This window comes from Streptomyces sp. cmx-4-9, assembly GCF_046548835.1.
Classification (GTDB): Bacteria; Actinomycetota; Actinomycetes; order Streptomycetales; family Streptomycetaceae; genus Streptomyces.
The window spans coordinates 600078-623017 of the sequence record NZ_JAEBEE010000001.1; the positions used below are offsets into that span (position 1 = coordinate 600078).

Here is a 22940-nt window from a genome sequence, read left to right on the forward strand (position 1 = left end):
TCGATGAGCCAGGCGGCACAGAACCTGAACTGGTTGATCACCAACTTCGTGGACAACACCCCAGGGGTGTCCCACACCGTGGTGGTCTCCGCCGACGGACTCCTTCTGGCGATGTCCGAAGGTTTCCCGCGTGACCGCGCCGACCAGCTGGCGGCCGTGGCCTCCGGTCTGACCTCGCTGACCGCCGGCGCCTCCCGCATCTTCGAGGGCGGCGCCGTCAACCAGACCGTGGTCGAGATGGACCGCGGGTTCCTCTTCCTGATGTCCGTCTCCGACGGATCCTCACTGGCCGTCCTCGCGCACCCCGAGTGCGACATCGGCCTCGTGGGCTACGAGATGGCCCTCCTGGTGGACCGCGCGGGCAGTGTCCTCACCCCGGACCTGCGCGCAGAACTGCAGGGAAGCCTGCTCAGCTGACTTCCACTCTTCGGGCCGGACGGTACTGCCGGCCCGAAGACCGGGGCCCCGCCCCCGGAACCCCGTACACCCGCCAGGCCGTCATACCTTCCCCCCACCGGCCGCCCCGTCAGACGGCACGCTGACCACTGCTGTCCAGCCCGGAGGATCAATGACCCCGCCCCCCGCCTACCCCGATGCGTACGGAGATTCGTACTCGGAAGGCGATCAGCCGCTGGTGCGTCCGTACGCCATGACCGGCGGCCGGACCCGGCCGCGCTACCAGCTCGCCATCGAGGCGCTGGTCAGCACCACGGCCGATCCGATGCACCTGTCCGGCCTGCTTCCCGAGCACCAGCGCATCTGCACCCTGTGCCGCGAGGTCAAGTCGGTCGCGGAGGTCTCCGCACTGCTGTCGATGCCGCTCGGTGTCGCCCGGATCCTCGTCGCCGACCTGGCGGAGGCCGGAATGGTGGCCATCCACCAGCCGGGTAATGGAGAGGCCGGCGGCACGCCGGATGTAACGCTGCTCGAAAGGGTGCTCAGTGGCCTTCGGAACATCTAGCGGCGGAGCGGCTCGCTCCACCACCTCTGCGAAGATCGTGGTGGCGGGCGGCTTCGGCGTGGGCAAGACCACGTTCGTCGGCGCGGTCTCCGAGATCAACCCGCTGCGCACCGAAGCCGTCATGACCAGCGCCTCCGCCGGCATCGACGACCTCACCCACACCGGGGACAAGACGACCACCACGGTCGCCATGGACTTCGGCCGCATCACCCTCGACCAGGACCTGATCCTGTACCTCTTCGGTACCCCGGGCCAGGACCGCTTCTGGTTCATGTGGGACGACCTGGTCCGCGGCGCCATCGGCGCCGTCGTCCTCGTCGACACCCGCCGCCTCGCCGACTGCTTCCCCGCCGTCGACTACTTCGAGAACAGCGGCCTGCCCTTCGTCGTGGCGCTCAACGGCTTCGAGGGGCACCAGCCGTACACCCCGGAGGAAGTCCGCGAGGCCTTGCAGATCGGACCCGGCGCCCCGATCATCACCACGGACGCCCGCCACCGCGCGGACGCCAAGAGCGCGCTCATCACGCTCGTCGAGCACGCCCTGATGGCCCGGCTCAAGTAACACGGTTTCAACTGCCGCGCAGGAGGGGCGGGCTGTGTCCTACGACACGGCCCGCCCTTCTCGTTCATAACGTTTCGACAGAGAATTGCCGCCAGGCAGACACAGTGAGCGTTCAGTTGGTACCGCTACGCGCACAACTCCCCCCATTTTTGCCGCCGGAAGGACTTTATGTCCGGTTTATGAGGGGCATAAGGCTCTAGGAATGGCCGATTTCAACTGTTTGGAACACGGCCGTTAACCGTGCTGGAATTCAACGAACTAGCTAGTAGCACCGCCGAGAGGTTGTTGGTCGAGTGAGGCGAAGCAACACGAGCCCCGCGGATGAACCCGCGCGCGGCAACTTCACCCCGCCGCCGCGAGCGGCCGCGTCGCCCGTCGACGTGCCCGTGGAACCACCGGGCAGCGTCGGGAGCACCAGCAGGTTCTCGCCCCGCAACTGGCGTGTGCCGACCCGTCTGAACGCCATCCTGCTCGTGCCGGTCCTCGTCGGACTGGTCATGGGCGGCTTCCAGGTGAAGGGCTCCATCGACACCTGGAACGAGGCCAAGGACGCCGAGAAGATAGCCAGGGTCGTCCAGGCCGCCTCCGAGTACAGCCAGGCGCTGCTCAACGAGCGCGACCTGACGGCGGAGCCGCTCCTGAGCGGCGACACCAAGAGCGAGGCCGTCTCCTCGGCCTACGCGGCGACGAACACCGCCAAGGCGAAGTTCGACAGGGCCGTCCAGGACATGCCCGAGCAGCAGGGGCTGGAGCGCCGCCTGGAGCTCTTCCGCTCGGAGGAGCCCAAGCTGGAGCAGGTACGCAAGACCGCGTACCAGGCGCCGCTCGAGAGCGAGAAGAAGAAGCTCCCCACCTCGGCGGGACCCATCCCGACCGAAGAGGGCTACGTGCTGGTCCAGCACTACCTCATGCAGTTCGCCAACGAGCTCGGCCTCGGCACCGGCAACGTGACCTCGTACGGCCGCATGGTCTACGCGATCCAGCTGGCCAAGGCCGCGAACTCGCTGCAGCGCTCCGTCGGCACCCACCTCCTGGTGCGCCCGAGTGCGAACGAGGACATCCGCAAGGCCCAGCTCGTCGCCTTCTCCTCGTACAACTACCTCGAAGAGATCGCCATCGGCGAGTACGTCGCCGCGGGCACCGAGGCGGACACGAACCGCCTCAAGGAAGTCATGGGCAAGAAGGCCCAGGAGGGCGCCGTCAAGCTCGCCGAGGCCAAGACGGCCGCGGAGCAGGCCGGCACCGTCTTCAAGGCGCCGCCCATGATCGACAACTCGCCGCTCCTCGGCATGACCGATGCGATCGCCGGCGGCGACAACAAGGCCAAGCTCGCGGCGAACGGGACCACCCCGGCGAACTGGCAGTTCGCGGCGACGTCGAAGTTCGACGGCTACGACGAGATCGAGAAGGAGCTCCTCGACAAGGCCGTCAAGGACACCATCGTGATCTCCGACGAGGCCCGCAACGACGCCATCATCAACGGCGCCATCGTCGTCGTGGCCCTCCTCGCGGCCTTCATCCTGGCCGGCATGATGGCCCGCCAGATGAGCCGCGCGATGTCCCGCCTGCGCACCGCCGCGTTCGAGGTCGCCGAGCAGCGCCTGCCGGCCCTCGTCGACCAGCTCTCGCGCACCGACCCGGGCAAGGTCGACACCCGTGTCGTCCCGATCCCGATCAACTCCCAGGACGAGATCGGCGAGGTGGCCCGCGCCTTCGACCAGGTCCACCAGGAAGCGGTACGGCTCGCCGCCGAGCAGGCGCTCCTGCGAGGGAACGTCAACGCGATCTTCACGAACCTCTCCATGCGCAACCAGTCGCTGATCGAGGGCCAGCTGACCCTCATCACCGACCTGGAGAACAACGAGGCGGACCCGGACCAGCTGGAGAACCTCTTCCGCCTGGACCACCTGGCCACCCGTATGCGCCGCAACGGCGAGAACCTCCTCATCCTCGCGGGTGAGGAGCCGGGCCGCCGCTGGGACCAGCCGGTGCCCCTCGTCGACGTCCTGCGCGCCGCCTCCTCCGAGGTGGAGCAGTACGAGCGCATCGAGCTCTCGGGCGTCTCCGAGGCGGAGATCCACGGCCAGGCCGTGACCGACCTCGTGCACCTGCTCGCCGAGCTGCTGGAGAACGCCACCACGTTCTCCTCCCCGCAGACCAAGGTCCGCGTCAACGCCACGCGTCTGCCCGACGGCCGCGTCATGGTCGAGATCCACGACAAGGGCATCGGCCTCACCGCCGAGGACTTCGCGGACATCAACCACAAGCTGGCCAACCCGCCGACCGTGGACGCCGCGATCTCCCAGCGCATGGGCCTGTTCGTGGTCGGCCGGCTGGCGGACCGCCACAGCATCCGCGTCCAGCTGCGCCCCTCGGGCGAGGCGGCCGGCACCACGTCGCTGGTCATGCTCCCCGACGCCATCACCCACGGTGGCGGTGGCGAGGGCGTACCGGACGACGACTTCACGGTCTCGCAGATCATCCCGGAGCAGCAGGCCCAGCAGGCCGCCCCGCTGCGCACCGCCGCCGAACTCGGCTTCGACGACTCCCGCTACGACCAGCAGGGCGCCGGGGGCCGCGAGCTGGACCCGGTCGGCCGGTCCCTGCAGGCCGACGAGCGGCGTGCCGCGCTGAAGGCCCAGGTCACCTTCCCGCAGGAGCAGCAGCAGTACGCCGAGGCGCCCGGGCAGGACTATCCGGAACCGCAGCCCGAGCACGGCTATCAGCCGTACCAGGGCTACCAGCAGCAGCCTGAGCAGGGCTACGAAGCTCCGTACGAGGCTCCGGGGCAGTTCCCCGCGCAGCCGGGCTACGAGTCCTACCCCCAGCAGGGCTACCCGTATCCGGAAGCCGGATACCAGGCCCAGCAGCAGGGCACCGCGGGTTACGAAGACGGCTACGAACCGCAGCCGGAGCAGGGCGACTGGCCTGGGCAGAACGCCTACTCGGCGGACTACCAGCAGGATTACGGGACCGAATCGGAATCCAAGGCCGGTCCCGAACAGGCCCCGGAACGCGTAGGCTTCGACCGTCCGGGTACCGCTGCGGACACCGGCCACAAGATGACCGGGGCGGGCCTGCCGCGTCGCGGCAGCCAGCAGCAGTGGCAGCCGGCGCAGAAGGAAGCGGAGTCTTCCGGATCCCTCTTCGAACAGCGGCCGCAGCGTCAGCAGCAGCCCGCTGAAGCGGAGCGGACCCCGGAGGAGACGGAAGGCACGGCGGCTTGGCGTTCACGCAACGACGAGCGCTGGCAGCAGGCCGGAAAGCTCCGTGAGCCGAAGGCGGGCGGGGTCACCCCGTCCGGTCTCCCTCGGCGGGTACCCAAGGCCAACCTGGTCGAGGGCACCGCGGAGTCGACCCCGCAGGGCGGCCCCCAGGTCTCCCGCGCCCCGGAGGACGTCCGCGGCAGGTTGAGCAACCTGCGCCGCGGCGTCCAGCAGGGTCGCAACGCGGGTTCCGAGCAGTCAAGTAACAGCTATGACCAGGAGCGTTAGTGTGAGCGCGATGAGCCAGGCGGCACAGAACCTGAACTGGTTGATCACGAACTTCGTGGACAACACCCCAGGGGTGTCCCACACCGTGGTGGTCTCCGCCGACGGACTCCTTCTGGCGATGTCCGACGGGTTCCCGCGCGACCGCGCCGATCAGCTGGCGGCCGTGGCCTCCGGTCTGACCTCGCTGACCGCCGGCGCCTCCCGCATCTTCGAGGGCGGCGCCGTCAACCAGACCGTGGTGGAGATGGACCGCGGGTTCCTCTTCCTGATGTCCGTCTCCGACGGATCCTCGCTCGCGGTGCTCGCGCACCCCGAGTGCGACATCGGCCTCGTAGGCTACGAGATGGCCCTCCTGGTGGACCGCGCGGGCAGTGTCCTCACCCCGGACCTGCGTGCGGAGCTGCAGGGAAGTCTTCTCAACTAACAGACAGACAGTGCGTTTCGCGTCACTGCACCATAGGGTGCGGTGGCGCGGTTCCACAGGGAGTACCGCGTACGTGGAGTCGGAGGAGGAAACGTGACAACACCCGGAGGACATCCTTATGGCGGCGCGCAGCAGCCGCAGGGTGGGCACGACCAGAACCGCTTCAACTTCCCCTCCTCCCCCAGCCGGCCCGTGCCGGAGCACAACCCTTACCAGCAGCAGCCGTACGGCCAGCCCCAGCAGCCTCAGCAGCCCCAGATGCCCGCGCAGCCTCCTCGCGCCGCGCGGCAGCCGGCTCCGAAGGCGCACAATCCGCTGGTGCGTCCGTACGCCATGACCGGCGGCCGGACCCGGCCGCGCTACCAGCTCGCCATCGAGGCGCTGGTCAGTACCACGGCCGATCCCGCGCGGCTGCAAGGGCAGTTGCCCGAGCACCAGCGCATCTGCCGTCTGTGCCAGGAGATCAAATCCGTCGCGGAGATCTCGGCACTCCTCTCCATTCCTCTTGGTGTCGCCCGCATCCTCGTCGCCGACCTGGCAGAGGCGGGCCTTGTCGCCATTCACCAGCCCGGCGGCGACGAGTCTGCCGGCGGCCAGCCAGATGTGACACTGCTCGAAAGGGTGCTCAGTGGACTTCGCAAGCTCTAACGGCGGAGCGGCTCGCTCCACCACCTCCGCGAAGATCGTGGTGGCGGGCGGCTTCGGCGTGGGCAAGACCACGTTCGTCGGCGCGGTCTCCGAGATCAACCCGCTGCGCACCGAAGCCGTCATGACCAGCGCCTCCGCCGGCATCGACGACCTCACCCACACCGGGGACAAGACGACCACCACGGTCGCCATGGACTTCGGCCGCATCACCCTCGACCAGGACCTGATCCTGTACCTCTTCGGTACCCCGGGCCAGGACCGCTTCTGGTTCATGTGGGACGACCTGGTCCGCGGCGCCATCGGCGCCGTCGTCCTCGTCGACACCCGCCGCCTCGCCGACTGCTTCCCCGCCGTCGACTACTTCGAGAACAGCGGCCTGCCCTTCGTCATCGCCCTCAACGGTTTCGACGGGCACCAGCCCTACACCCCGGAGGAAGTCCGCGAGGCCCTGCAGATCGGCCCGGACGCCCCGATCATCACCACGGACGCCCGCCACCGCGCGGACGCCAAGAGCGCGCTCATCACGCTCGTCGAGCACGCCCTGATGGCCCGGCTGCGGTAGCAGTCCCCGTCCGTACGGCGAAGGCCCCCGCGTGATCCGGCGCGGGGGCCTTCGGCGTGTCCGGCCCTTCGGCGTACCCGGGCCTTCGGGCCTGCCCGGGGAGCCCGTGCCGGGCTGCCTGCCGGGGGCATGCGCAAGGCCCCGCACCCGTCGAGGGGTGCGGGGCCCTTCGGCCGTACGCGGGGCGGGCCCGGGTACTCAGCCCTGCCAGCTGTGCGGGGCGCGGAAGCCCGGGGTGCGCTCCAGGCGGCGCCAGCCGGCCTGGGAGCGGGGGGCGCGGACCGCGGTGCCGGGGGTGGCCGCGGCGCGGGCGAGCAGGATGGCGGTGATCGCGGCCAGCTCCTCCGGCGCGGCGTTGCCCTTCTCGACGCGCAGCAGGGTGTCGGTGGCGTTGCTCATGGGGTGGCAGGTCTCCTTCGCGGTTACTGCGGCGGGTTGCCGTGCTTGCGGGACGGCAGGTCGGCGTGCTTGTTGCGGAGCATCTCCAGGGCGCTGATGAGCACCTCGCGGGTCTCGGCGGGGTCGATGACGTCGTCGACGAGGCCGCGCTCGGCCGCGTAGTACGGGTGCATCAGCTCGGCTTTGTACTCCTTGACCATGCGCGTACGCATGGCCTCCGGGTCCTCGGCGTCCGCGATCTGCTTGCGGAAGATCACGTTGGCGGCGCCCTCGGCGCCCATGACGGCGATCTCGTTGGTGGGCCAGGCGTAGGTGAGGTCGGCGCCGATGGACTGGGAGTCCATGACGATGTACGCGCCGCCGTAGGCCTTGCGCAGGATCAGGGAGATCCGCGGGACGGTGGCGTTGCAGTAGGCGTAGAGCAGTTTGGCGCCGTGGCGGATGATGCCGCCGTGCTCCTGGTCGACGCCGGGCAGGAAGCCCGGGACGTCCAGCAGGGTGATGATCGGGATGTTGAAGGCGTCGCAGAGCTGGACGAAGCGCGCCGCCTTCTCCGAGGCGTGGATGTCCAGGACGCCGGCCAGGTGGCCGGGCTGGTTGGCGACGATGCCGACGACCTGGCCGTTCATCCGGCCGAGGGCGCAGATGATGTTGCGGGCCCAGCGCTCGTGGATCTCCAGGACGTCGCCTTCGTCGACGAGTTCCTCGATGACCTTCAGCATGTCGTACGGGCGGTTGCCGTCCGCCGGCACCAGGTCCAGCAGTACGTCCGAGCGGCGGTCGGCCGGGTCGGTGGTCTCGTGCACCGGCGGGTTCTCGCGGTTGTTGGAGGGCAGCATCGAGATGAGGTAGCGGACCTCGGCGATGCAGGTCTCCTCGTCGTCGTACGCGAAGTGCGCGACACCGGAGGTCTCGGCGTGCACGTCCGCGCCGCCGAGGCCGTTCTGGGTGATCTCCTCACCCGTCACCGCACGGACCACGTCCGGCCCGGTGATGAACATCTGCGAGGTGTCGCGGACCATGAACACGAAGTCCGTCAGCGCCGGCGAGTACGCGGCGCCGCCGGCGCACGGGCCCAGCATGACCGAGATCTGCGGGATCACCCCCGAAGCCCGGGTGTTGCGCTGGAAGATGCCGCCGTAGCCCGCCAGGGCGGACACGCCCTCCTGGATACGGGCGCCCGCACCGTCGTTCAGCGAGACCAGCGGCGCACCGGCCGCGATGGCCATGTCCATGATCTTGTGGATCTTCGTCGCGTGGGCCTCGCCCAGCGCCCCGCCGAAGATCCGGAAATCGTGCGCGTACACGAAGACCGTCCGGCCCTCGACCGTGCCCCACCCGGTGATCACACCGTCCGTGTAGGGCTTCTTGGACTCCAGTCCGAAGCCCGTGGCGCGGTGCCGGCGCAGCTGCTCGACCTCCTTGAAGGACCCTTCGTCGAGGAGGAGCGCGATGCGCTCGCGCGCCGTCAGCTTGCCCTTGGCGTGCTGCGCCTCGGTCGCACGGTCACTGGGGCCGCGCCGGGCCTGCTCGCGCAGGGAGTGCAACTCGGCGACGCGGCCGCGGGCGTCCGTCGGCTCGCTCGGGGTCTGGTCCACAACGGTCATGTACCGACCTTACGAAGCCGTACATGAAAAACCTCCGTTGGTTCCACACAGTCTCGGCCGTGTTCCGCTGTCCGGGACGGACAGAACCACCGGACGATGCATCGACTCCGCCATACGGGCCCTTCGTCCTTTGTGGGGTCCGCACAAAACACCGTGACACCCTGTCTGGATGTTGAAAATTCAACGGAATGGGTCTAGCGTCTTTCTCGTTGAAAGTTCAACATTCACGACCGCCATCCGCATCCACCGAGGAGCACGTCATGGGTCTGTTCACCCGCCGCAGCCAGGAGTCGCAGGTCACGGACGGCGCCGCCGTCGCCACGATCGAGGTGGACCCGGCGCTCGCCGCACTCACCGGCGACTACACCATCGACCCCGCCCACAGCAGCATCGGCTTCACCGTCCGCCACGCGATGGTGACCAATGTCCGCGGCTCCTTCACCGAGCACGAGGGCGCCCTGCACCTCGACGGCAGCGACCCGGCCCGGTCCACCGCCACCCTCGACGTCACGATCGCCTCGGTGGACACCGGTATCGCCGACCGCGACAACCACCTGCGCAGCGGTGACTTCTTCGACGCCGAGACCTTCCCCCTGATGACCTTCCGCTCCACCGAGGCCCGCCAGCTGGGCGGCGATGCCTACCGCATCACCGGCGAGCTCACCATCAAGGACGTCACCCGTCCGCTCTCCATCGACCTGGAGTTCAACGGCGCCGCGACCGACGTGTACGGCAACCAGCGCGTCGGCTTCGAGGGCAGCGCCGAGATCCTGCGGTCCGACTGGGGCCTGACCTGGAACGCGGCCCTGGAGACCGGTGGCGTCATGGTCAGCGACAAGGTGAAGCTGACCTTCGACATCTCGGCCGTCAAGCAGGCCCAGGCCTGAGGCCGGGCGGGAGGCCGGTCACAGCACTAGAAGCCGCCCCCGCCGTCGAATCCGCCCCCGCCGCCGTCGAAGCCTCCGCCGCCGAAGTCCCCGCCGCCGAAGTCGGCCGGGTTGAAGTCGGCGCCGGAGACGTCCCCTCCCTCGAATCCGTCGAAGCCGTTCCCGCCGCCGAAGTCGGAGGCGTAGGCGGGGCCGGCCATCATCGAGCCGAGCATCGTGCCGACCAGCAGGCCGGGGAGCATGCCGCCGCCGAAGTACCCGCCGGCCCAGGGACCGTACGCCGGGCCGGCGTCGTAGTAGGGGCGCGGACCGTGCTCGGTGTCGACGGTGCGCACCGCCGGGTCCTGTCCGTCGCGCAGCCGGACCGCGTCCGCCGCGCAGACCGGCACCGTACGGGAGGCGCCGCCCGCCGGGGCCCAGTCGGCGTCCTGGGTGCTGGGCCCGTGCCGGGGGTCGAAGAAGCAGGGGGCCCGCCGCTCCGGGAGCGGCTGTCCCCGGCGCCGGGCGTCCAGCCGGGCCAGGGCGTACCGGCCGTCCTCCAGCGCCCGGGTCACACCCTTGACCTCCTCGGGGTACTGCACCGAGGCCATGATCTGCTTGGCCTTCTCGTACGAGTCGAGTCCCTGCGCGTAGTCCTGGCGCATGGCCTCGTCCGCGCCGGGCTCGCCCGGGTGGAAGTCGAGGCGCTCCAGCTCCTCGCCGAACGCCGTGATGTCCTCGTCCACGACCACCGCGAGCCGCTGGACGGCCTCGCGGCGCACCTCCTCCTTCCTCCGGCGGTTGCGGCGGACCAGCGCGTACGCACCGCCGCCGCCGGCCACGGCCACCGCGCCGAGGGCGATCAGGCCGCCGACGGGGGCGCCGTCGTCCGCGCCGGCCGTCCCCCAGGAGGCGGGCGCGCGGCCCCGGGCCTGGCCGACCGCCTGGTCCACGAAGGTGTCCAGCTGGGTGCGGGCGTCGGCCGGGGCGCCCGTCTTCACGGAAGCCGTGAGGTTGCGGACGGCACGGGGGGCCATGACGGACGGGTCCGCGCCGGCGTCGAACCCGTCGCCGAGGCGGACGGCGTACAGCCCGGTGACTCCCGTCTGGGCGCGCACCGCCGCCAGCAGCCCCTCGGGAGGGAACTGCTCCGTGGCGGGCAGCACGGCGACGAACACCGGCTTCCCGGAGTCTTCGATCTTCTGGGCGAGCGCCTCGGCGTCCGCCTCGGACAGCTGTGCGCGGGCGCCGGGGTCCACGTAGACGGGGCCCTTCCTGAGGGCCTCCCCCACGGCGGCGATCCCGGTGGCCGCGGACGCCTGCGGGGCGGCCGCGAGGGCGGCCGGCCACAGCGCCAGCAGCAGGCAGGCGAGCACGGATATCGGCCTGGTCCTCATAGGACGACGCTACCCGAACCCGCCCTTTCCTGTGTGAGCTGGACATAAAGCCGTCCCGCGGCCGGCGGGCGGCCGTGCGCCGCCCCCGCGGGGCCGCGGCTGCCCGGTCTTCACCCGGAAGGGCGCACGGCCGGGCGGCGCACTACTCGGGCGGCTCGACGCCCGCGCGCAGGAGCCCGTAGGTGAAGGCGTCCTCCAGGGCCTGCCAGGAGGCGGCGATCACGTTGGGGGCCACCCCGACCGTGGCCCACTCGCGGACCCCGTCGGTGGTGGAGACCAGCACCCGGGTCGTGGACTCCGTGCCGTGCGTCCCCTCCAGGATGCGGACCTTGTAGTCGACCAGCTCGAACTTGGCGAGCTGGGGATAGAACCGCTCCAGCGCCACGCGCAGGGCCCGGTCCAGCGCGTTGACGGGGCCGTTGCCCTCCGCCGTCGCGACGATCCGCTCGCCCTTGGCCCACAGCTTGACCGTGGCCTCGTTGGCGTGGGTGCCGTCCGGCCGGTCCTCGACGATCGCCCGCCAGGACTCGGTGCGGAAGTACTTGCGGGCCCGGCCCTCGGCCTCGGCGCGCAGCAGCAGTTCGAAGGAGGCGTCGGCGGCCTCGTAGGTGTAGCCCTGGAGCTCGCGCTCCTTGACCCGCTCCACGACCCGGGAGATCAGCGCGCGGTCCCCGCCGAGGTCGACGCCGAGCTCCTTGCCCTTGAGCTCGATGGAGGCGCGGCCGGCCATGTCGGAGACCAGCATCCGCATGGTGTTGCCGACCCGCTCGGGGTCGATGTGCTGGTAGAGGTCCGGGTCCACCTTGATCGCCGAGGCGTGCAGGCCGGCCTTGTGCGCGAAGGCGGAGACGCCGACGTACGGCTGGTGCGTGGAGGGGGTGAGGTTGACGACCTCGGCGATGGCGTGCGAGATCCGGGTCATCTCGGCGAGCGCACCGTCGGGGAGCACTCGGCGGCCGTACTTGATCTCCAGTGCGGCCACGACGGGGAAGAGGTTGGCGTTGCCCACGCGCTCGCCGTAGCCGTTCGCGGTGCACTGCACGTGGGTGGCGCCCGCGTCGACCGCGGCCAGGGTGTTGGCGACGGCGCAGCCGGTGTCGTCCTGGGCGTGGATGCCCAGCCGTGCGCCGGTGTCGGCGAGGACGGTCGCGACGGTGGCCGTCACCTGCGCGGGCAGCATGCCTCCGTTGGTGTCGCAGAGGATGACCACGTCGGCGCCGGCCTCGTGGGCGGTGCGGACGACGGCCTTGGCGTACTCGGGGTTGGCGCGGTAGCCGTCGAAGAAGTGCTCGCAGTCGACGAAGACCCGCCGGCCGGATGCGACCAGGTGGGAGACGGTGTCGCGGACCATCTCCAGGTTCTCTTCGAGGGTCGTGCGCAGCGCCAGCTCGACGTGCCGGTCGTGCGACTTGGCGACGAGCGTGACGACGGGGGCGCCCGATTCCAGCAGGGCCCTCACCTGCGGGTCCTGGGCGGCCGAGCCGCCGGCCCGGCGGGTCGCGCCGAAGGCGACCAGCTGGGCGTTCTTGAACGCGATCTCGGCGCGGGCCCGCGCGAAGAACTCGGTGTCGCGGGGGTTGGCGCCGGGCCAGCCGCCCTCGATGAAGCCCACTCCGAAGTCGTCCAGATGACGGGCGATCGTCAGCTTGTCCGCGACGGTGAGGTTGATGCCCTCGCGCTGCGCGCCGTCGCGCAGGGTGGTGTCGAAGACGTGGAAGCTGTCGTCCAGGCCTCCGGACAGCGCAGTTGCCGCCTCTGGTGTCGTCGTCATGCTGATCTGACTCCTGTCGGATGAGTGGTTCCGGAGACCCGGGATCCACTGCCCCCATCATCGCGCGCGTCCACGTCCCGGCAGGGATGGCGCCGGGAAACGAAAAAACCTCTCGCGGGTGCGAGAGGTTTGCGCGCGGGTCTGGGGCACGTGGCCGCTTTCCGCGAAGGTCTTCCACGGTTCAGCGGCCACTGAGGACCGGCGCGCTGCTGGCGATAATCATGAGCTGAGCAGGCACGCCCGCAGTGTGCCACACCGTCCGCCGCGCATGGACGGGGATCTCAGCATCCGGGCAGGCGCCGGGTCCGCGGTCCGGGCGCACCGCGCCCGGACCGGCCGGCAGCGGTGCGCCCTACGGGGTGAGGGTCTCGGTGAGGAACTCCCCGACGTGGTCGAGGATCGCCTCCCGGTCCACTTCGGGCAGGCCCACGGCCAGCTGGATGCTGAACCCGTCGAGGAGGGCCCGCATGCGGGCGGCCACCCGGTCGGGGTCCACGGTGCGGAACTCGCCGCGCGAGACGCCCTCTGCGAGGAGCGCCACCAGGTCGCGGTGCCAGGCGCCCTCGATGGCGGCCTGGCGGTCGCGTTCCTGCGGGCCGGCGTTCTGCGAGCGGTTCCAGACCTCCAGCCACAGGGTCCAGTGCGGGTCGCGGGCCTGCGTGGGCACGTACAGGTCGACGTACGCGCGCAGGCGTTCGCGCACCGGGCCGCGGCGGGCGAGCAGGGCCCGGCGCTCGGTGCCCAGCGCGGCCTCGCTCCACTCCAGGGTCTGCAGCAGCAGCTCGTCCTTGCTGCGGAAGTAGTAGAGGAGGTGGCCGCTGCTCATGCCGACCTCGCGGCCGAGCCCGGCCATGGTCAGGCCCTCCAGGCCGCGCTCGGCGATCATGGCCATGGCGGCGACGAGTACGTCCTCGCGCGGGGGCGCGTTCTTGCGCGCCGCCCGTACCGGTACTCCACCCGCCACCATGGGCCCACTCCTCGTCGGTCGGCTGCCGTGCGTCCGCGGATCAGACCTTCGGCTGCTGCTGGGTGATGCAGTGGATACCGCCACCCCCCGCGAAAATCGTACGTGCGTCGACCAGGGTCACGGTCCGCTCGGGGAACAGTCCGCGGAAGATCTCGGCCGCCTCCTCGTCGCGCGGGTCGTCGAAGGCGCACAGGACCACGCCGCCGTTGCACAGGTAGTGGTTGATGTAGGAGTAGTCCACCCACTCCCCGTCCTCCTCCAGCACGGTCGGCGCGGGGACCTCCACGACCTCCAGCTGCCGTCCGCGGGCGTCGGTGGAGGCGCGCAGGATCGCCGCGATGGTCTTGCAGCGCTCGTGGTCCGGGTGCGCCGGGTCGGGCTGGGTGTGCACCATCACGACGCCGGGGCGGGCGAAGGCGGCGACGATGTCCACGTGCCCCTGCGTGCCGTAGGTGCCGTAGTCGCCGGCCAGGCCGTACGGCAGCCAGATGGCCTTCGTGGTGCCGAGGTGCGCGTGGACCTCCGCCTCGACCTGCGGGCGGGTCCAGCCGGGATTGCGGCCCTCGCCGAGCTGCACGGTGTCGGTGAGGAGCACGGTCCCCTCCCCGTCGACGTGGAGGGCGCCGCCCTCGTTGACCAGCGGGGTGCTGTACGTGCGGCTGCCGGCCGCGTCGGACACGTGGCGGGCGATCTTCGAGTCGTGCTCCCAGCGGGCCCACTCCTGGGCTCCCCAGCCGTTGAAGGTCCAGTCGACGGCCGCGAGTTCACCGGCGTCGTTGGTCACGAAGGTCGGGCCGATGTCGCGCATCCAGGCGTCGTCGAGCTCCTGCTCGACGAGCTGCACGTCCTGGCCGACGATCGCGCGGGCGCTCTCGGCGTCACCGGGCGCGACCACGAGGGTCACGGGCTCGAAGGCGCGCACCGCCCGGGCCACCGCGCCCCAGGCCTCGCGGGCCTCGGCAAGTTCCTGCGCGTCGGTGAAGGTCGGGTTGGGGCGGGGCCAGGCCATCCAGGTGCGCTCGTGGGGGGTCCACTCGGCGGGCATCCGGAAGCCGTGGTCGGCGGGCTTGGTCATGGCGAATCCTTACGGGCAGTGCCGGCTTACAGGAAGTACAGGCGGTTGAGGGAGACCGATTCGGCGGCTTCGGAGCGCAGGGGTTCCCCGTCGAGGGAGACCAGCCCGCTGCGCGCGTCCACGTCGACCGCGCCCACCCGGGAGTTGAGGAGCAGGTCGCCGGGGCCGATGCCGCGGGTGCCGCGGACGGCGACCCGGCGCCGGCGGGTGGGCATCTCGTCGCTGCCGAGCGCCGCGGCGGCGGCCGAGACGAAGGCGACGGAGATGTCGGCGGCGGTGGCCCCGTACGAGCCGAACTGCGGTCCGAGGACGAGTGGTTCGCAGGTGTCGGTGGCGGCATTGGGGTCGCCGGTGACTCCGTAGGCGGGGAAGCCGGACTTGAGGACCAGCTGGGGTTTGGCGCCGAAGAACTGCGGGCGCCAGAGCACGATGTCGGCGAGTTTGCCGACCTCGATGGAGCCGATCTCGTGCGACAGGCCGTGCGCGATGGCCGGGTTGATGGTCAGCTTGGCGATGTAGCGCAGGACGCGGGCGTTGTCGTCGCCTGCGCCGTCGCCCTCCAGCGGGCCGAGTTCGCCCTTCATCTTCGCGGCCATGGCGAAGGTGCGGCGGATGGTCTCGCCGGCGCGGCCCATGCCCTGGGCGTCGGAGGAGGTGATCCCGATCGCACCGAGGTCGTGCAGGACGTCCTCGGCCCCCATCGTCCCGGCCCGGATCCGGTCGCGGGCCATCGCCGCGTCGCCCGGCAGGTCCGGCTTCAGGTCGTGGACCGAGACGATCATGCCGTAGTGCTCGGCGACCGCGTCCCGGCCGAAGGGCAGCGTCGGATTGGTGGAGGAGCCGATGACGTTCGGCACGCCCGCCATCTTCAGCACATTGGGCACGTGACCGCCGCCGCAGCCCTCGATGTGGAAGGCGTGGATCGTCCGGCCGTCCAGCACCCGCAGGGTGTCCTCGACGGAGAGGCACTCGTTCAGCCCGTCACTGTGCAGGGCGACCTGCACGTCGTGCTCCTCCGCCACCCGCAGCGCCGTGTCCAGCGCCCGGGTGTGCGCGCCCATGTCCTCGTGCACCTTGAAGCCGGACGCACCGCCTTCGGCCAGCGCCTCCACCAGGGGCGCCGCATCCGAGGAGGAGCCCCGGGCCAGGAAGCCGATGTTGACCGGCCATGCGTCGAAGGCGTTGAAGGCGTGCTTGAGGGCCCACGGGGAGTTGACCCCGACGCCCCAGACGGGGCCGAACTCCTGGCCGATGATCGTGGTGACGCCTGCGGCGAGCGAGGCTTCCATGATCCGTGGGGAGAGCAGGTGCACATGGGTGTCCACCGCTCCGGCGGTGGCGATCATGCCTTCGCCGGAGACGATCGAGGTGCCCGTGCCGACCACGACGTCGACTCCGTCGAGGGTGTCCGGATTGCCGGCCCTGCCGATCGCGTGGATCCGGCCCTCGCGGATGCCGATGGACACCTTGCGGATGCCGAGGACGGCGTCGATCACCAGGACGTTGCTGATGACCACGTCGCAGGTGTCCCGTACCGCGGCGGCCTTCAGGTGCAGCCCGTCCCGGGCCGTCTTGCCGAAACCGGCCAGGAACTCGTCGCCCGGCTTCTGCGCATCCGACTCCACCCGCACGGTGAGCCCGGAGTCGCCGAGCCGCACCCGGTCCCCGGCCCGCGGGCCGAAGACGGAGGCGTACTCGTGCGGGTCGATGTGCCGGCTGCCCGGTGCGCAGTGGTCGCTGTGCGGGGTCTTCCTGCTCACGCCTGTTCTCCGTCCGCGTGCTCGGTGGTGCCGGTGCCGGGGCCGGTGCCGGTGCCGGTCACCGGGCCGCCGTGGGGGTCCCGGTGGGGGGCCGCGCCCAGGTAGCCGCAGGCGGCGGCGCGCTCCAGTGCCAGCTCCCTGGCCCCGGGAGCGTCCAGGGGGCCGTCGACCAGTCCCGCGAATCCGACCGCGATGCGCTCGCCGCCGATCGGGACGAGGCCGACCTCGCCCTCGCCGTGCGGGTCGAACCGTACGGAGGAGCCCGCCGGGACGCAGAGCCGCATCCCGTAGGCGGCGGCGCGGTCGAAGTCGAGGCGCGGGTTGGCCTCGAAGAAGTGGAAGTGGGAGGTGACGCTGACCGGCACGGGGGCCGTGTTGCGCACGTGCAGGGTCACGACTGGTTCCGGCTGCGGGGCGCCGGGGCCGGGCAGGACCGCGCCGGGGGCGTCCTCGCCGAGCGGAGCGGCGCCCCGGACGGGTGAGGAGACCACCGCGAGGCGGGACCCGTCGTCGAAGACGGCCTCCACGTGCACCTCGGTGACCACGTCGGCCACGCCCGGCAGGACGTCACCGGGGCCGAGGACGCTGCAGGCCTCCTCGATGGCCTCCGCCAGCCGCTTGCCGTCACGGGCCGCCTCGCAGACCGTGTCCGCGATCAGCGCGGTGGCCTCCGGGACGTTGAGCCTGAGGCCCCGGGCCCGCCGGGCCCTGGCCAGTTCGGCCGCGCTGCGCAGCAGCAGGCGGTCGCGCTCCGTAGGGGTCAGCCGCACGCCGATCCACCACCTCTTGAGTCAATGGGTTAGAGCATCACTCTAACTCTTCATTTCCTCGCTGGGAATGATTGACCTGGCGGCAGGGCCTGCGTCACATTGAGTGTCGCTCAAACTTCTCGTACATCCCCGCCGCCCCGCCAAGGGAGTCCCCCTATGCCCATCGAACAGCGCGGAGTCGACACCATTCCCGAGGAGGAGCGGACGAGCGGTCCCCGCGACCTGGTCTCGATCCTCCTGGGCTCCAACCTCTGTCTCGGCGTGATCGTCTTCGGCTGGCTGCCGCCGTCCTTCGGACTCGGCCTGTGGCCCTCGGTCACCGCCATCGTGGCCGGTACGCTCGCCGGCATCGCCTTCACCGCGCCGCTCGCCCTGGTCTCCCTGCGTACCGGGACCAACCTCTCCACGTCCAGCGGCGCCCAGTTCGGCGTCCGCGGCCGCCTGGTCGGCTCCGTGGTCGGCCTGCTGCTCTCCCTCGGCTACACCGCCCTCACCCTGTGGATCGGCGGCGACGTGATGGTCGGCGTCCTCTCCCGGCTCACCGGGCTCCCCGACACCGGCCTCTCACGGTCGGCGATGTACGGGGCCCTGGCCGCCTGCACCGTGGTCGCGGCCGTCTTCGGCTACCGGCTGCTGCTGCGCATGAGCAAGATCCTCTCGATCGGCATGCTCGTGCTGCTGGCCGCCGGGGTCCTCGCCTACGCCGGGGACTTCACCACCGCCGCACCGCCGCAGACCCCGTACCTGCTCGGCTCCTTCTGGCCGACCTGGCTGCTGGCCGCCGTCGCCGCCGGGCTCAGCGGCCCGGTCGCCTTCATCACCCTGCTCGGCGACTACACCCGCTACATCTCCCCGCACCGGCACGGTTCCCGTACGGTGCTGTGGGCCACCGGCTCCGGTCTGCTCGTGGGTCTGCTGGTGCCCCAGCTGTTCGGCACCTTCACGGCACTGGCCGCGCGGGCCGGTGCCGAGTACGCCGGCCCGCTCGTGGACGCCGCACCGTTCTGGTACCTGGTGCCGCTGCTGGCTGCCGCCGCGGCCGGCTCGGTGGGCAACGCGGGGCTGATGCTGTACTCGATGGGCCTCGACCTCGACGCGATCGTGCCGAGGGCGACCCGGACCACGGCCACGCTCGTCGCCGCGGCCGTCGCCACCGCCTTCGTCTTCGTCGGCTCCTTCGAGTGGGACGTGCAGTCGGCGATGACCTCGTTCGTCCTGGTGCTGACCGCGCTCGGCACCCCGTGGGCCGTGATCACCCTCATCGGCTACGTGCGCTGCCGCGGGGTCTACGATCCGGATGCGCTCCAGGTGTTCAACCGTCGGGCCCGCGGCGGCGTCTACTGGTACAGCGGCGGCTGGAACCTCCGCGCCACCGCCTCGTGGGCGGCCGGCGCGGCCGTGGGACTGGCGGCCGTGTCCTCCCCGGTGTACGAGGGTCCGCTGCTGGGCCTGACCGGCGGGGTGGACTGCAGTTTCATCCTGTCGGGGCTGGTCGGCGGTGCGCTCTACTCCGCGCTGGCGATCCGGCCGCAGGCGGCTCCCGCCGCCGGTCCGGCAGGGCAGACAGCGGTGGCGGCCGACTAGTACGGGCCACCGGGAACGACACGGGGAGGCGTCGTGGAAGAGCTCGCATATGTGGCGACGAAGATCGTCAAGGGGGTCGCAGGCCTGGCCTACGCGTTCGGTGACACCCTCACGGCCCTGGGCGGCCCCGACGCGGCGGACGCGCAGCGCCGGAAGAAGCCGGAGGGCGGGACTGCCGAGGACCACGGGCGGGACGAGGCCCAACGGCCGGACGGGCCGGACGGGGCAGGCGGGGCGGACGGGGCAGGCGAGGCGCCCGAGGCCGACCGGAAGCACTGACCCGGCGCCCGGAGGCCCCCCGGGCAGTGGGTACGCGGGGGGCCTGCGGGTACTGCGGCCGTGTGGGCCGGGCGGCTCTAGCCGAGCGGGTGCATCCAGCCGTGCGGGTCGGCGGCGTGGCCGGTCTGCAGCTCCAGCAGGGCCTTGCGCAGGCGCATGGTGACCTGGCCGGGCAGGCCGTCGCCCTGGATCCAGTCGGCGCGCTCGGACTTGACCGAGCCGACCGGGGTGATGACGGCGGCGGTGCCGCAGGCGAAGACCTCGGTCAGGGTGCCGTTCTCGTTGTCGCGCTTCCAGTCCTCGGTGGTGATGCGGCCTTCCTCGGCGGTGTAGCCGAGGTCCCGCGCGATGGTGAGGAGGGAGTCGCGGGTGATGCCGGGAAGGAGCGAGCCGGTCAGCTCGGGGGTGACGATGCGGTCCCCGTACACGAAGTACAGGTTCATGCCGCCCATTTCCTCGATCCAGCGGTGCTCGACGGCGTCGAGCCAGACCACCTGGTCGCAGCCGTGCGAGGCGGCCTGGGCCTGCGCGACCAGGGAGGCGGCGTAGTTGCCGCCGGTCTTGGCCGCGCCGGTGCCGCCCTTGACCGCACGCACGTAGTCCTCGGACAGCCACACGGAGACGGGCTTCACGCCGCCGGGGAAGTACGCGCCGGCGGGCGAGGCGATGACGATGAAGAGGAACTCGTTGGCCGGGCGGACGCCGAGGCCGACCTCGCTGGCGAACATGAACGGCCGCAGGTACAGAGAGGCTTCGCCCGAGTCCGGGACCCAGGCGCGGTCCTGCTTGATGAGGGCGTCGCAGGCCTCGATGAACAGCTCGGCGGGCAGCTCCGGCATCGCCATGCGGCGGGCGGAGGTCCGGAAGCGCTCCGCGTTGGCCTCGGGGCGGAAGGTGGCGACGGTGCCGTCGGGCTGTCGGTAGGCCTTGAGGCCCTCGAAGATCGTCTGCGCGTAGTGCAGCGTCATGTTCGCGGGGTCGATCGACAGCGGGGCGTACGGGACCAGCTCGGCGTCGTGCCAGCCGCGGCCCTCGGTCCACTTGATCGTCACCATGTTGTCGGTGAAGTGGCGGCCGAAGCCGGGGCTGGCCAGGATCGCCTCGCGCTCCGCGTCGGACAGCGGGTTCGAGGAGGGCTTGAGCTCGATCGTGGGCGTCGTCATGAGTGCTTGTCCTTCACCGGTTGTGTATGGCGGACCGCGCTCACGGCGTACCAGGACGTCCGAGCTTCCCCGCATTCCGCGGCCTCGCGTTCGATTATCGCGCGCAGGGAGGCTTCGGTGAAACGGGGGATGCGGCCCAGGGGAGATGGTGGCACCCGGGGCCGCACAGGAAAAGCCGCCGGGCAATTTGTTGCCTGGCGGCTTTCCCGAGGTGGAGCTGCCAGGGTCAGCCGGCTACTCGCGCGGCGAGGGCGTCGCCGATCTCGTCGGTGGAGCGGAAGCTGCCGTCGCGTGCGGCCAGGTCCGCGGAGACCGCGTCCTCGATGCGGACGGCCTGCTCCTCGTAGCCGAGGTGGCGCAGCAGGAGGGCGACCGAGAGGATCGTCGCGGTCGGGTCCGCCTTGCCGGTGCTGGCGATGTCCGGGGCCGAGCCGTGGACGGGCTCGAACATGGACGGGAAGGCGCCGGTCGGGTTGATGTTCCCGGAGGCGGCGAGGCCGATGCCGCCGGTCACGGCAGCGGCGAGGTCGGTGAGGATGTCACCGAAGAGGTTGTCCGTCACGATGACGTCGAAGCGCTCCGGCTGGGTGACGAAGAAGATCGTCGCGGCGTCGACGTGCAGGTAGTCGGTGGTGACCCCGGGGTACTCCCGGGCGACCTGGTCGAAGGTGTTCTTCCACAGGTGGCCGGCGTACACGAGGACGTTGTTCTTGTGGACCAGCGTCAGCTTCCTGCGGGGGCGGGCGTTCGCCCGCTCGAAGGCGTCGCGGACGACGCGCTCCACGCCGTAGGCCGTGTTGACGCTGACCTCGGTGGCGACCTCGGCGGGGGTGCCGGTGCGCAGGCTGCCGCCGTTGCCGGTGTACGGGCCCTCGGTGCCCTCGCGGACCACGACGAAGTCGATCTCCGGGCGGCCGGCGAGCGGGGTGGCCGTGTTGGGGAACAGCTTCGACGGGCGCAGGTTGATGAAGTGGTCGAAGGCGAAGCGGAGCTTGAGCAGCAGGCCGCGTTCCAGCACGCCGGACGGGACCGAGGGATCGCCGATGGCGCCCAGGAGGATCGCGTCGTGGTGGCGCAGGGATTCGAGCTCCGCGTCCGGGAGGGTCTCGCCGGTGCGGTGCCAGCGCTGGGCGCCGAGGTCGTACTGCCGGGTCTCCAGCTTCACGTCCTGGGGCAGGACCGCGGTAAGGACCTTGAGGCCCTGAGCCACGACTTCCTGGCCGATGCCATCACCGGGGATCACTGCGAGATTGATGCTGGTCGACATGGCGAAACCGTACTCCGTGTATCAGCCCTCAGACACATGGCGTCCACTATTCGGACCAACGGGTCCTGCGGCCGGCGCTGCCGACGGGCCCGGGAGGCTGTGGAAGCGGGGAGCCGCACGGCCCGCGGGATCCGGTGGATCCCGCGGGACGCAGGACGTCGGGGCGGCCGGGTGGTGGGTCAGTGGCCGGTCGAGCCGCCGTTGTCACGGCGGTCCAGGGCCCGCTGGAGGGCGGCGGCGGCGTTCTTGCGGTCGGCGTCGGCCGTGGAGGAGTGGCGGATGCGGCGGACGGCAGCGGTGGTGGGGGTCATGTGGATCGACTCCTTGAGATCACGGCGTGGCGGGGCCACGGATGAGGGGTTCCTTCAAGGCGCCGGAAGAGGCGGGGAGCCGTGCGCCGCAGGGGTTGCCTGCCAGGGGCGCGCGCTCTCGACCGCCATTCGCCTGATCGGCGAGACGTTCGGCTTCTACCAAGCTAGGCCAGGTCCTGCTGGATGTCCTCGCAATTACTCGGACTTCCTACTATCTGAGACGCGGATCGCCCCGGAACGACCCCTTCCACGGCTCCTCTTACCCCCACTTCGAGGGTGAATTCGCAGGTCAGACCCGGTCCAGAGGAAGTCGACCCGGATTCCACCGCAGTGACGTATCCCACCCGTCCCGGGCGCCCCGAGCGGCCCATGGCGGCGGTGCCGGAGGCCTGCGGGCGCGGTGCCCGGGCCGGCTCGCAGCCGCGGCTACAGCACGTCCCCGTTGCGCCAGTCGAAGTCGAGCCGTCCCGCGGGGTCCAGCCGGATCCCGCCGGGCGGGGCCCACACATAGGTGCTGCCCTCCTCCTCGGGGAGCCGCAGCGGCCCGTCCGGCGAGAGGGTCCCGATCCGCCCGTCCCACGGCCGCCAGCCGCGGCTCTCGTAGAGGGCCGCGCCCGCCTCCGAGGCCGACAGCGCGCCGAGTTCGTACGCCCCCGCCACGATCCGTTCGAGCGCGGCCACCACCCGTCCGCCGAGCCCCTGCCGCCGCAGGCCGGCCCGTACCCCCACCGCCTCGACGTACCCGGTCCGCAGGGCGCGGCCGCGGTGCACGACCTGACGCTGCACCACGCTGCCGTGCGCGACGAGCACCCCGCCCGCGTCGCGGACCAGCACGTGCATCCCGCCGAGTGCGTGCGCGAAGTCCTCGTCGCCGAAGTCCCCGTCGAAGGCCTCGTCGAGCAGGCCCCGGATCTCCTCCGGCTCGCCGCCGGACAGCTCCGAGGTGTGCACGGTCCGTGTGCCCATGGCTGCTCCCGCCGGTCGGTGTACCGGGCCCGGCCCGGCGCGCGCGGGGCCGCCCGTGCGGCGCCCGCGTCCCACGGGCCCGTAGCCGGACCGTACCAAGGGCCGCC

Annotated in this window: 22 protein-coding genes; 10 read left to right on the plus strand and 12 right to left on the minus strand. The window is 71.2% G+C overall.

Translation table 11 applies throughout. The annotated features are described in order from the left end of the window. Nucleotides 1-3: 3 nt before the first annotated feature. The 7 genes from ACLJTM_RS02895 to ACLJTM_RS02925 all read left to right on the plus strand — a co-directional run bounded on the left by ACLJTM_RS02895 (nucleotide 4) and on the right by ACLJTM_RS02925 (nucleotide 6651). Nucleotides 4-417 (plus strand): roadblock/LC7 domain-containing protein, encoded by a 414-nt coding sequence (locus ACLJTM_RS02895; protein WP_150212026.1) that lies wholly within the window; start codon nucleotides 4-6, stop codon nucleotides 415-417. A 151-nt stretch (nucleotides 418-568) separates the two neighbouring features. Continuing rightward, entirely contained in the window at nucleotides 569-961 is a 393-nt protein-coding gene (locus tag ACLJTM_RS02900; protein ID WP_030037344.1) for a DUF742 domain-containing protein, read from the plus strand. Beyond that, nucleotides 942-1523 (plus strand): GTP-binding protein, encoded by a 582-nt coding sequence (locus ACLJTM_RS02905; protein ID WP_411101718.1) that lies wholly within the window; start codon nucleotides 942-944, stop codon nucleotides 1521-1523. The genes ACLJTM_RS02900 and ACLJTM_RS02905 overlap by 20 nt, the downstream gene beginning before the upstream one ends. Before the next feature lie 293 nt (nucleotides 1524-1816). Next, a complete protein-coding gene (locus ACLJTM_RS02910) occupies nucleotides 1817-5017 on the plus strand; it encodes a nitrate- and nitrite sensing domain-containing protein (RefSeq protein WP_411101719.1) in 3201 nt (1066 codons plus the stop codon). A 10-nt stretch (nucleotides 5018-5027) separates the two neighbouring features. Further along, entirely contained in the window at nucleotides 5028-5441 is a 414-nt protein-coding gene (locus ACLJTM_RS02915) for a roadblock/LC7 domain-containing protein (RefSeq protein ID WP_030037347.1), read from the plus strand. A gap of 93 nt (nucleotides 5442-5534) precedes the next feature. Next, entirely contained in the window at nucleotides 5535-6089 is a 555-nt protein-coding gene (locus tag ACLJTM_RS02920) for a DUF742 domain-containing protein (protein ID WP_411101720.1), read from the plus strand. Continuing rightward, entirely contained in the window at nucleotides 6070-6651 is a 582-nt protein-coding gene (locus ACLJTM_RS02925) for a GTP-binding protein (RefSeq protein ID WP_037792108.1), read from the plus strand. Before ACLJTM_RS02920 ends, ACLJTM_RS02925 begins: the two co-directional genes overlap by 20 nt. A 198-nt stretch (nucleotides 6652-6849) precedes the next feature. Here the strand turns inward: ACLJTM_RS02925 and ACLJTM_RS02930 are convergent, their stop codons facing one another. Together ACLJTM_RS02930 and ACLJTM_RS02935 are read right to left on the minus strand one after the other, a co-directional pair. After that, nucleotides 6850-7050, minus strand: a complete 201-nt coding sequence (locus ACLJTM_RS02930) for an acyl-CoA carboxylase subunit epsilon (protein ID WP_411101721.1) — start codon at nucleotides 7048-7050, stop codon at nucleotides 6850-6852. 23 nt (nucleotides 7051-7073) lie between these two features. Further along, nucleotides 7074-8657, minus strand: a complete 1584-nt coding sequence (locus ACLJTM_RS02935) for an acyl-CoA carboxylase subunit beta (protein ID WP_411101722.1) — start codon at nucleotides 8655-8657, stop codon at nucleotides 7074-7076. 260 nt (nucleotides 8658-8917) lie between these two features. Between ACLJTM_RS02935 and ACLJTM_RS02940 the strand changes: the two genes are divergently transcribed. Continuing rightward, nucleotides 8918-9544 (plus strand): YceI family protein, encoded by a 627-nt coding sequence (locus ACLJTM_RS02940; RefSeq protein WP_411101723.1) that lies wholly within the window; start codon nucleotides 8918-8920, stop codon nucleotides 9542-9544. Between the two features lie 26 nt (nucleotides 9545-9570). Here ACLJTM_RS02940 and ACLJTM_RS02945 read toward each other — a convergent pair whose 3' ends face one another. The 6 genes from ACLJTM_RS02945 to ureA all read right to left on the minus strand — a co-directional run bounded on the left by ACLJTM_RS02945 (nucleotide 9571) and on the right by ureA (nucleotide 17263). Next, nucleotides 9571-10920 carry a hypothetical protein gene (locus ACLJTM_RS02945; RefSeq protein ID WP_411101724.1) on the minus strand — a complete coding sequence of 450 codons (1350 nt, stop codon included), beginning with the start codon at nucleotides 10918-10920 and terminating at the stop codon, nucleotides 9571-9573. A 142-nt stretch (nucleotides 10921-11062) separates the two neighbouring features. Continuing rightward, nucleotides 11063-12691 (minus strand): citramalate synthase, encoded by a 1629-nt coding sequence (gene cimA / locus ACLJTM_RS02950; protein WP_411101725.1) that lies wholly within the window; start codon nucleotides 12689-12691, stop codon nucleotides 11063-11065. A 352-nt stretch (nucleotides 12692-13043) separates the two neighbouring features. Then, a complete protein-coding gene (locus ACLJTM_RS02955) occupies nucleotides 13044-13658 on the minus strand; it encodes a TetR/AcrR family transcriptional regulator (protein ID WP_411101726.1) in 615 nt (204 codons plus the stop codon). 40 nt (nucleotides 13659-13698) lie between these two features. Then, complete coding sequence (locus tag ACLJTM_RS02960) at nucleotides 13699-14733, minus strand: agmatine/peptidylarginine deiminase (RefSeq protein ID WP_411101727.1); 1035 nt, start codon at nucleotides 14731-14733, stop codon at nucleotides 13699-13701. A gap of 26 nt (nucleotides 14734-14759) precedes the next feature. Continuing rightward, complete coding sequence (locus ACLJTM_RS02965) at nucleotides 14760-16493, minus strand: urease subunit alpha (RefSeq protein ID WP_411101728.1); 1734 nt, start codon at nucleotides 16491-16493, stop codon at nucleotides 14760-14762. Beyond that, on the minus strand, nucleotides 16490-17263 hold the full coding sequence (gene ureA, locus ACLJTM_RS02970) for an urease subunit gamma (protein ID WP_411101729.1): 774 nt from the start codon (nucleotides 17261-17263) through the stop codon (nucleotides 16490-16492). Before ureA ends, ACLJTM_RS02965 begins: the two co-directional genes overlap by 4 nt. Before the next feature lie 156 nt (nucleotides 17264-17419). Here ureA and ACLJTM_RS02975 point away from each other — a divergent pair, with 156 nt between their 5' ends. Both ACLJTM_RS02975 and ACLJTM_RS02980 read left to right on the plus strand, forming a co-directional pair. Further along, nucleotides 17420-18847: a cytosine permease gene (locus ACLJTM_RS02975; protein WP_411101730.1), complete on the plus strand. Its 1428-nt coding sequence runs from the start codon at nucleotides 17420-17422 to the stop codon at nucleotides 18845-18847. A 33-nt stretch (nucleotides 18848-18880) separates the two neighbouring features. Continuing rightward, nucleotides 18881-19126, plus strand: coding sequence for a hypothetical protein (locus tag ACLJTM_RS02980; protein ID WP_411101731.1), 246 nt, complete (start codon nucleotides 18881-18883; stop codon nucleotides 19124-19126). A 77-nt stretch (nucleotides 19127-19203) separates the two neighbouring features. Here the strand turns inward: ACLJTM_RS02980 and ACLJTM_RS02985 are convergent, their stop codons facing one another. The 4 genes from ACLJTM_RS02985 to ACLJTM_RS03000 form a co-directional block, all read right to left on the minus strand. Beyond that, nucleotides 19204-20289: a branched-chain amino acid aminotransferase gene (locus tag ACLJTM_RS02985; protein ID WP_411101732.1), complete on the minus strand. Its 1086-nt coding sequence runs from the start codon at nucleotides 20287-20289 to the stop codon at nucleotides 19204-19206. Between the two features lie 226 nt (nucleotides 20290-20515). Next, a complete protein-coding gene (locus ACLJTM_RS02990; protein ID WP_411101733.1) occupies nucleotides 20516-21556 on the minus strand; it encodes a 3-isopropylmalate dehydrogenase in 1041 nt (346 codons plus the stop codon). A 179-nt stretch (nucleotides 21557-21735) separates the two neighbouring features. Beyond that, nucleotides 21736-21867, minus strand: coding sequence for a hypothetical protein (locus ACLJTM_RS02995; RefSeq protein WP_267886449.1), 132 nt, complete (start codon nucleotides 21865-21867; stop codon nucleotides 21736-21738). A gap of 426 nt (nucleotides 21868-22293) precedes the next feature. Beyond that, nucleotides 22294-22833, minus strand: coding sequence for a GNAT family N-acetyltransferase (locus ACLJTM_RS03000; protein WP_411101734.1), 540 nt, complete (start codon nucleotides 22831-22833; stop codon nucleotides 22294-22296). Between the last annotated feature and the right edge of the window lie 107 nt (nucleotides 22834-22940).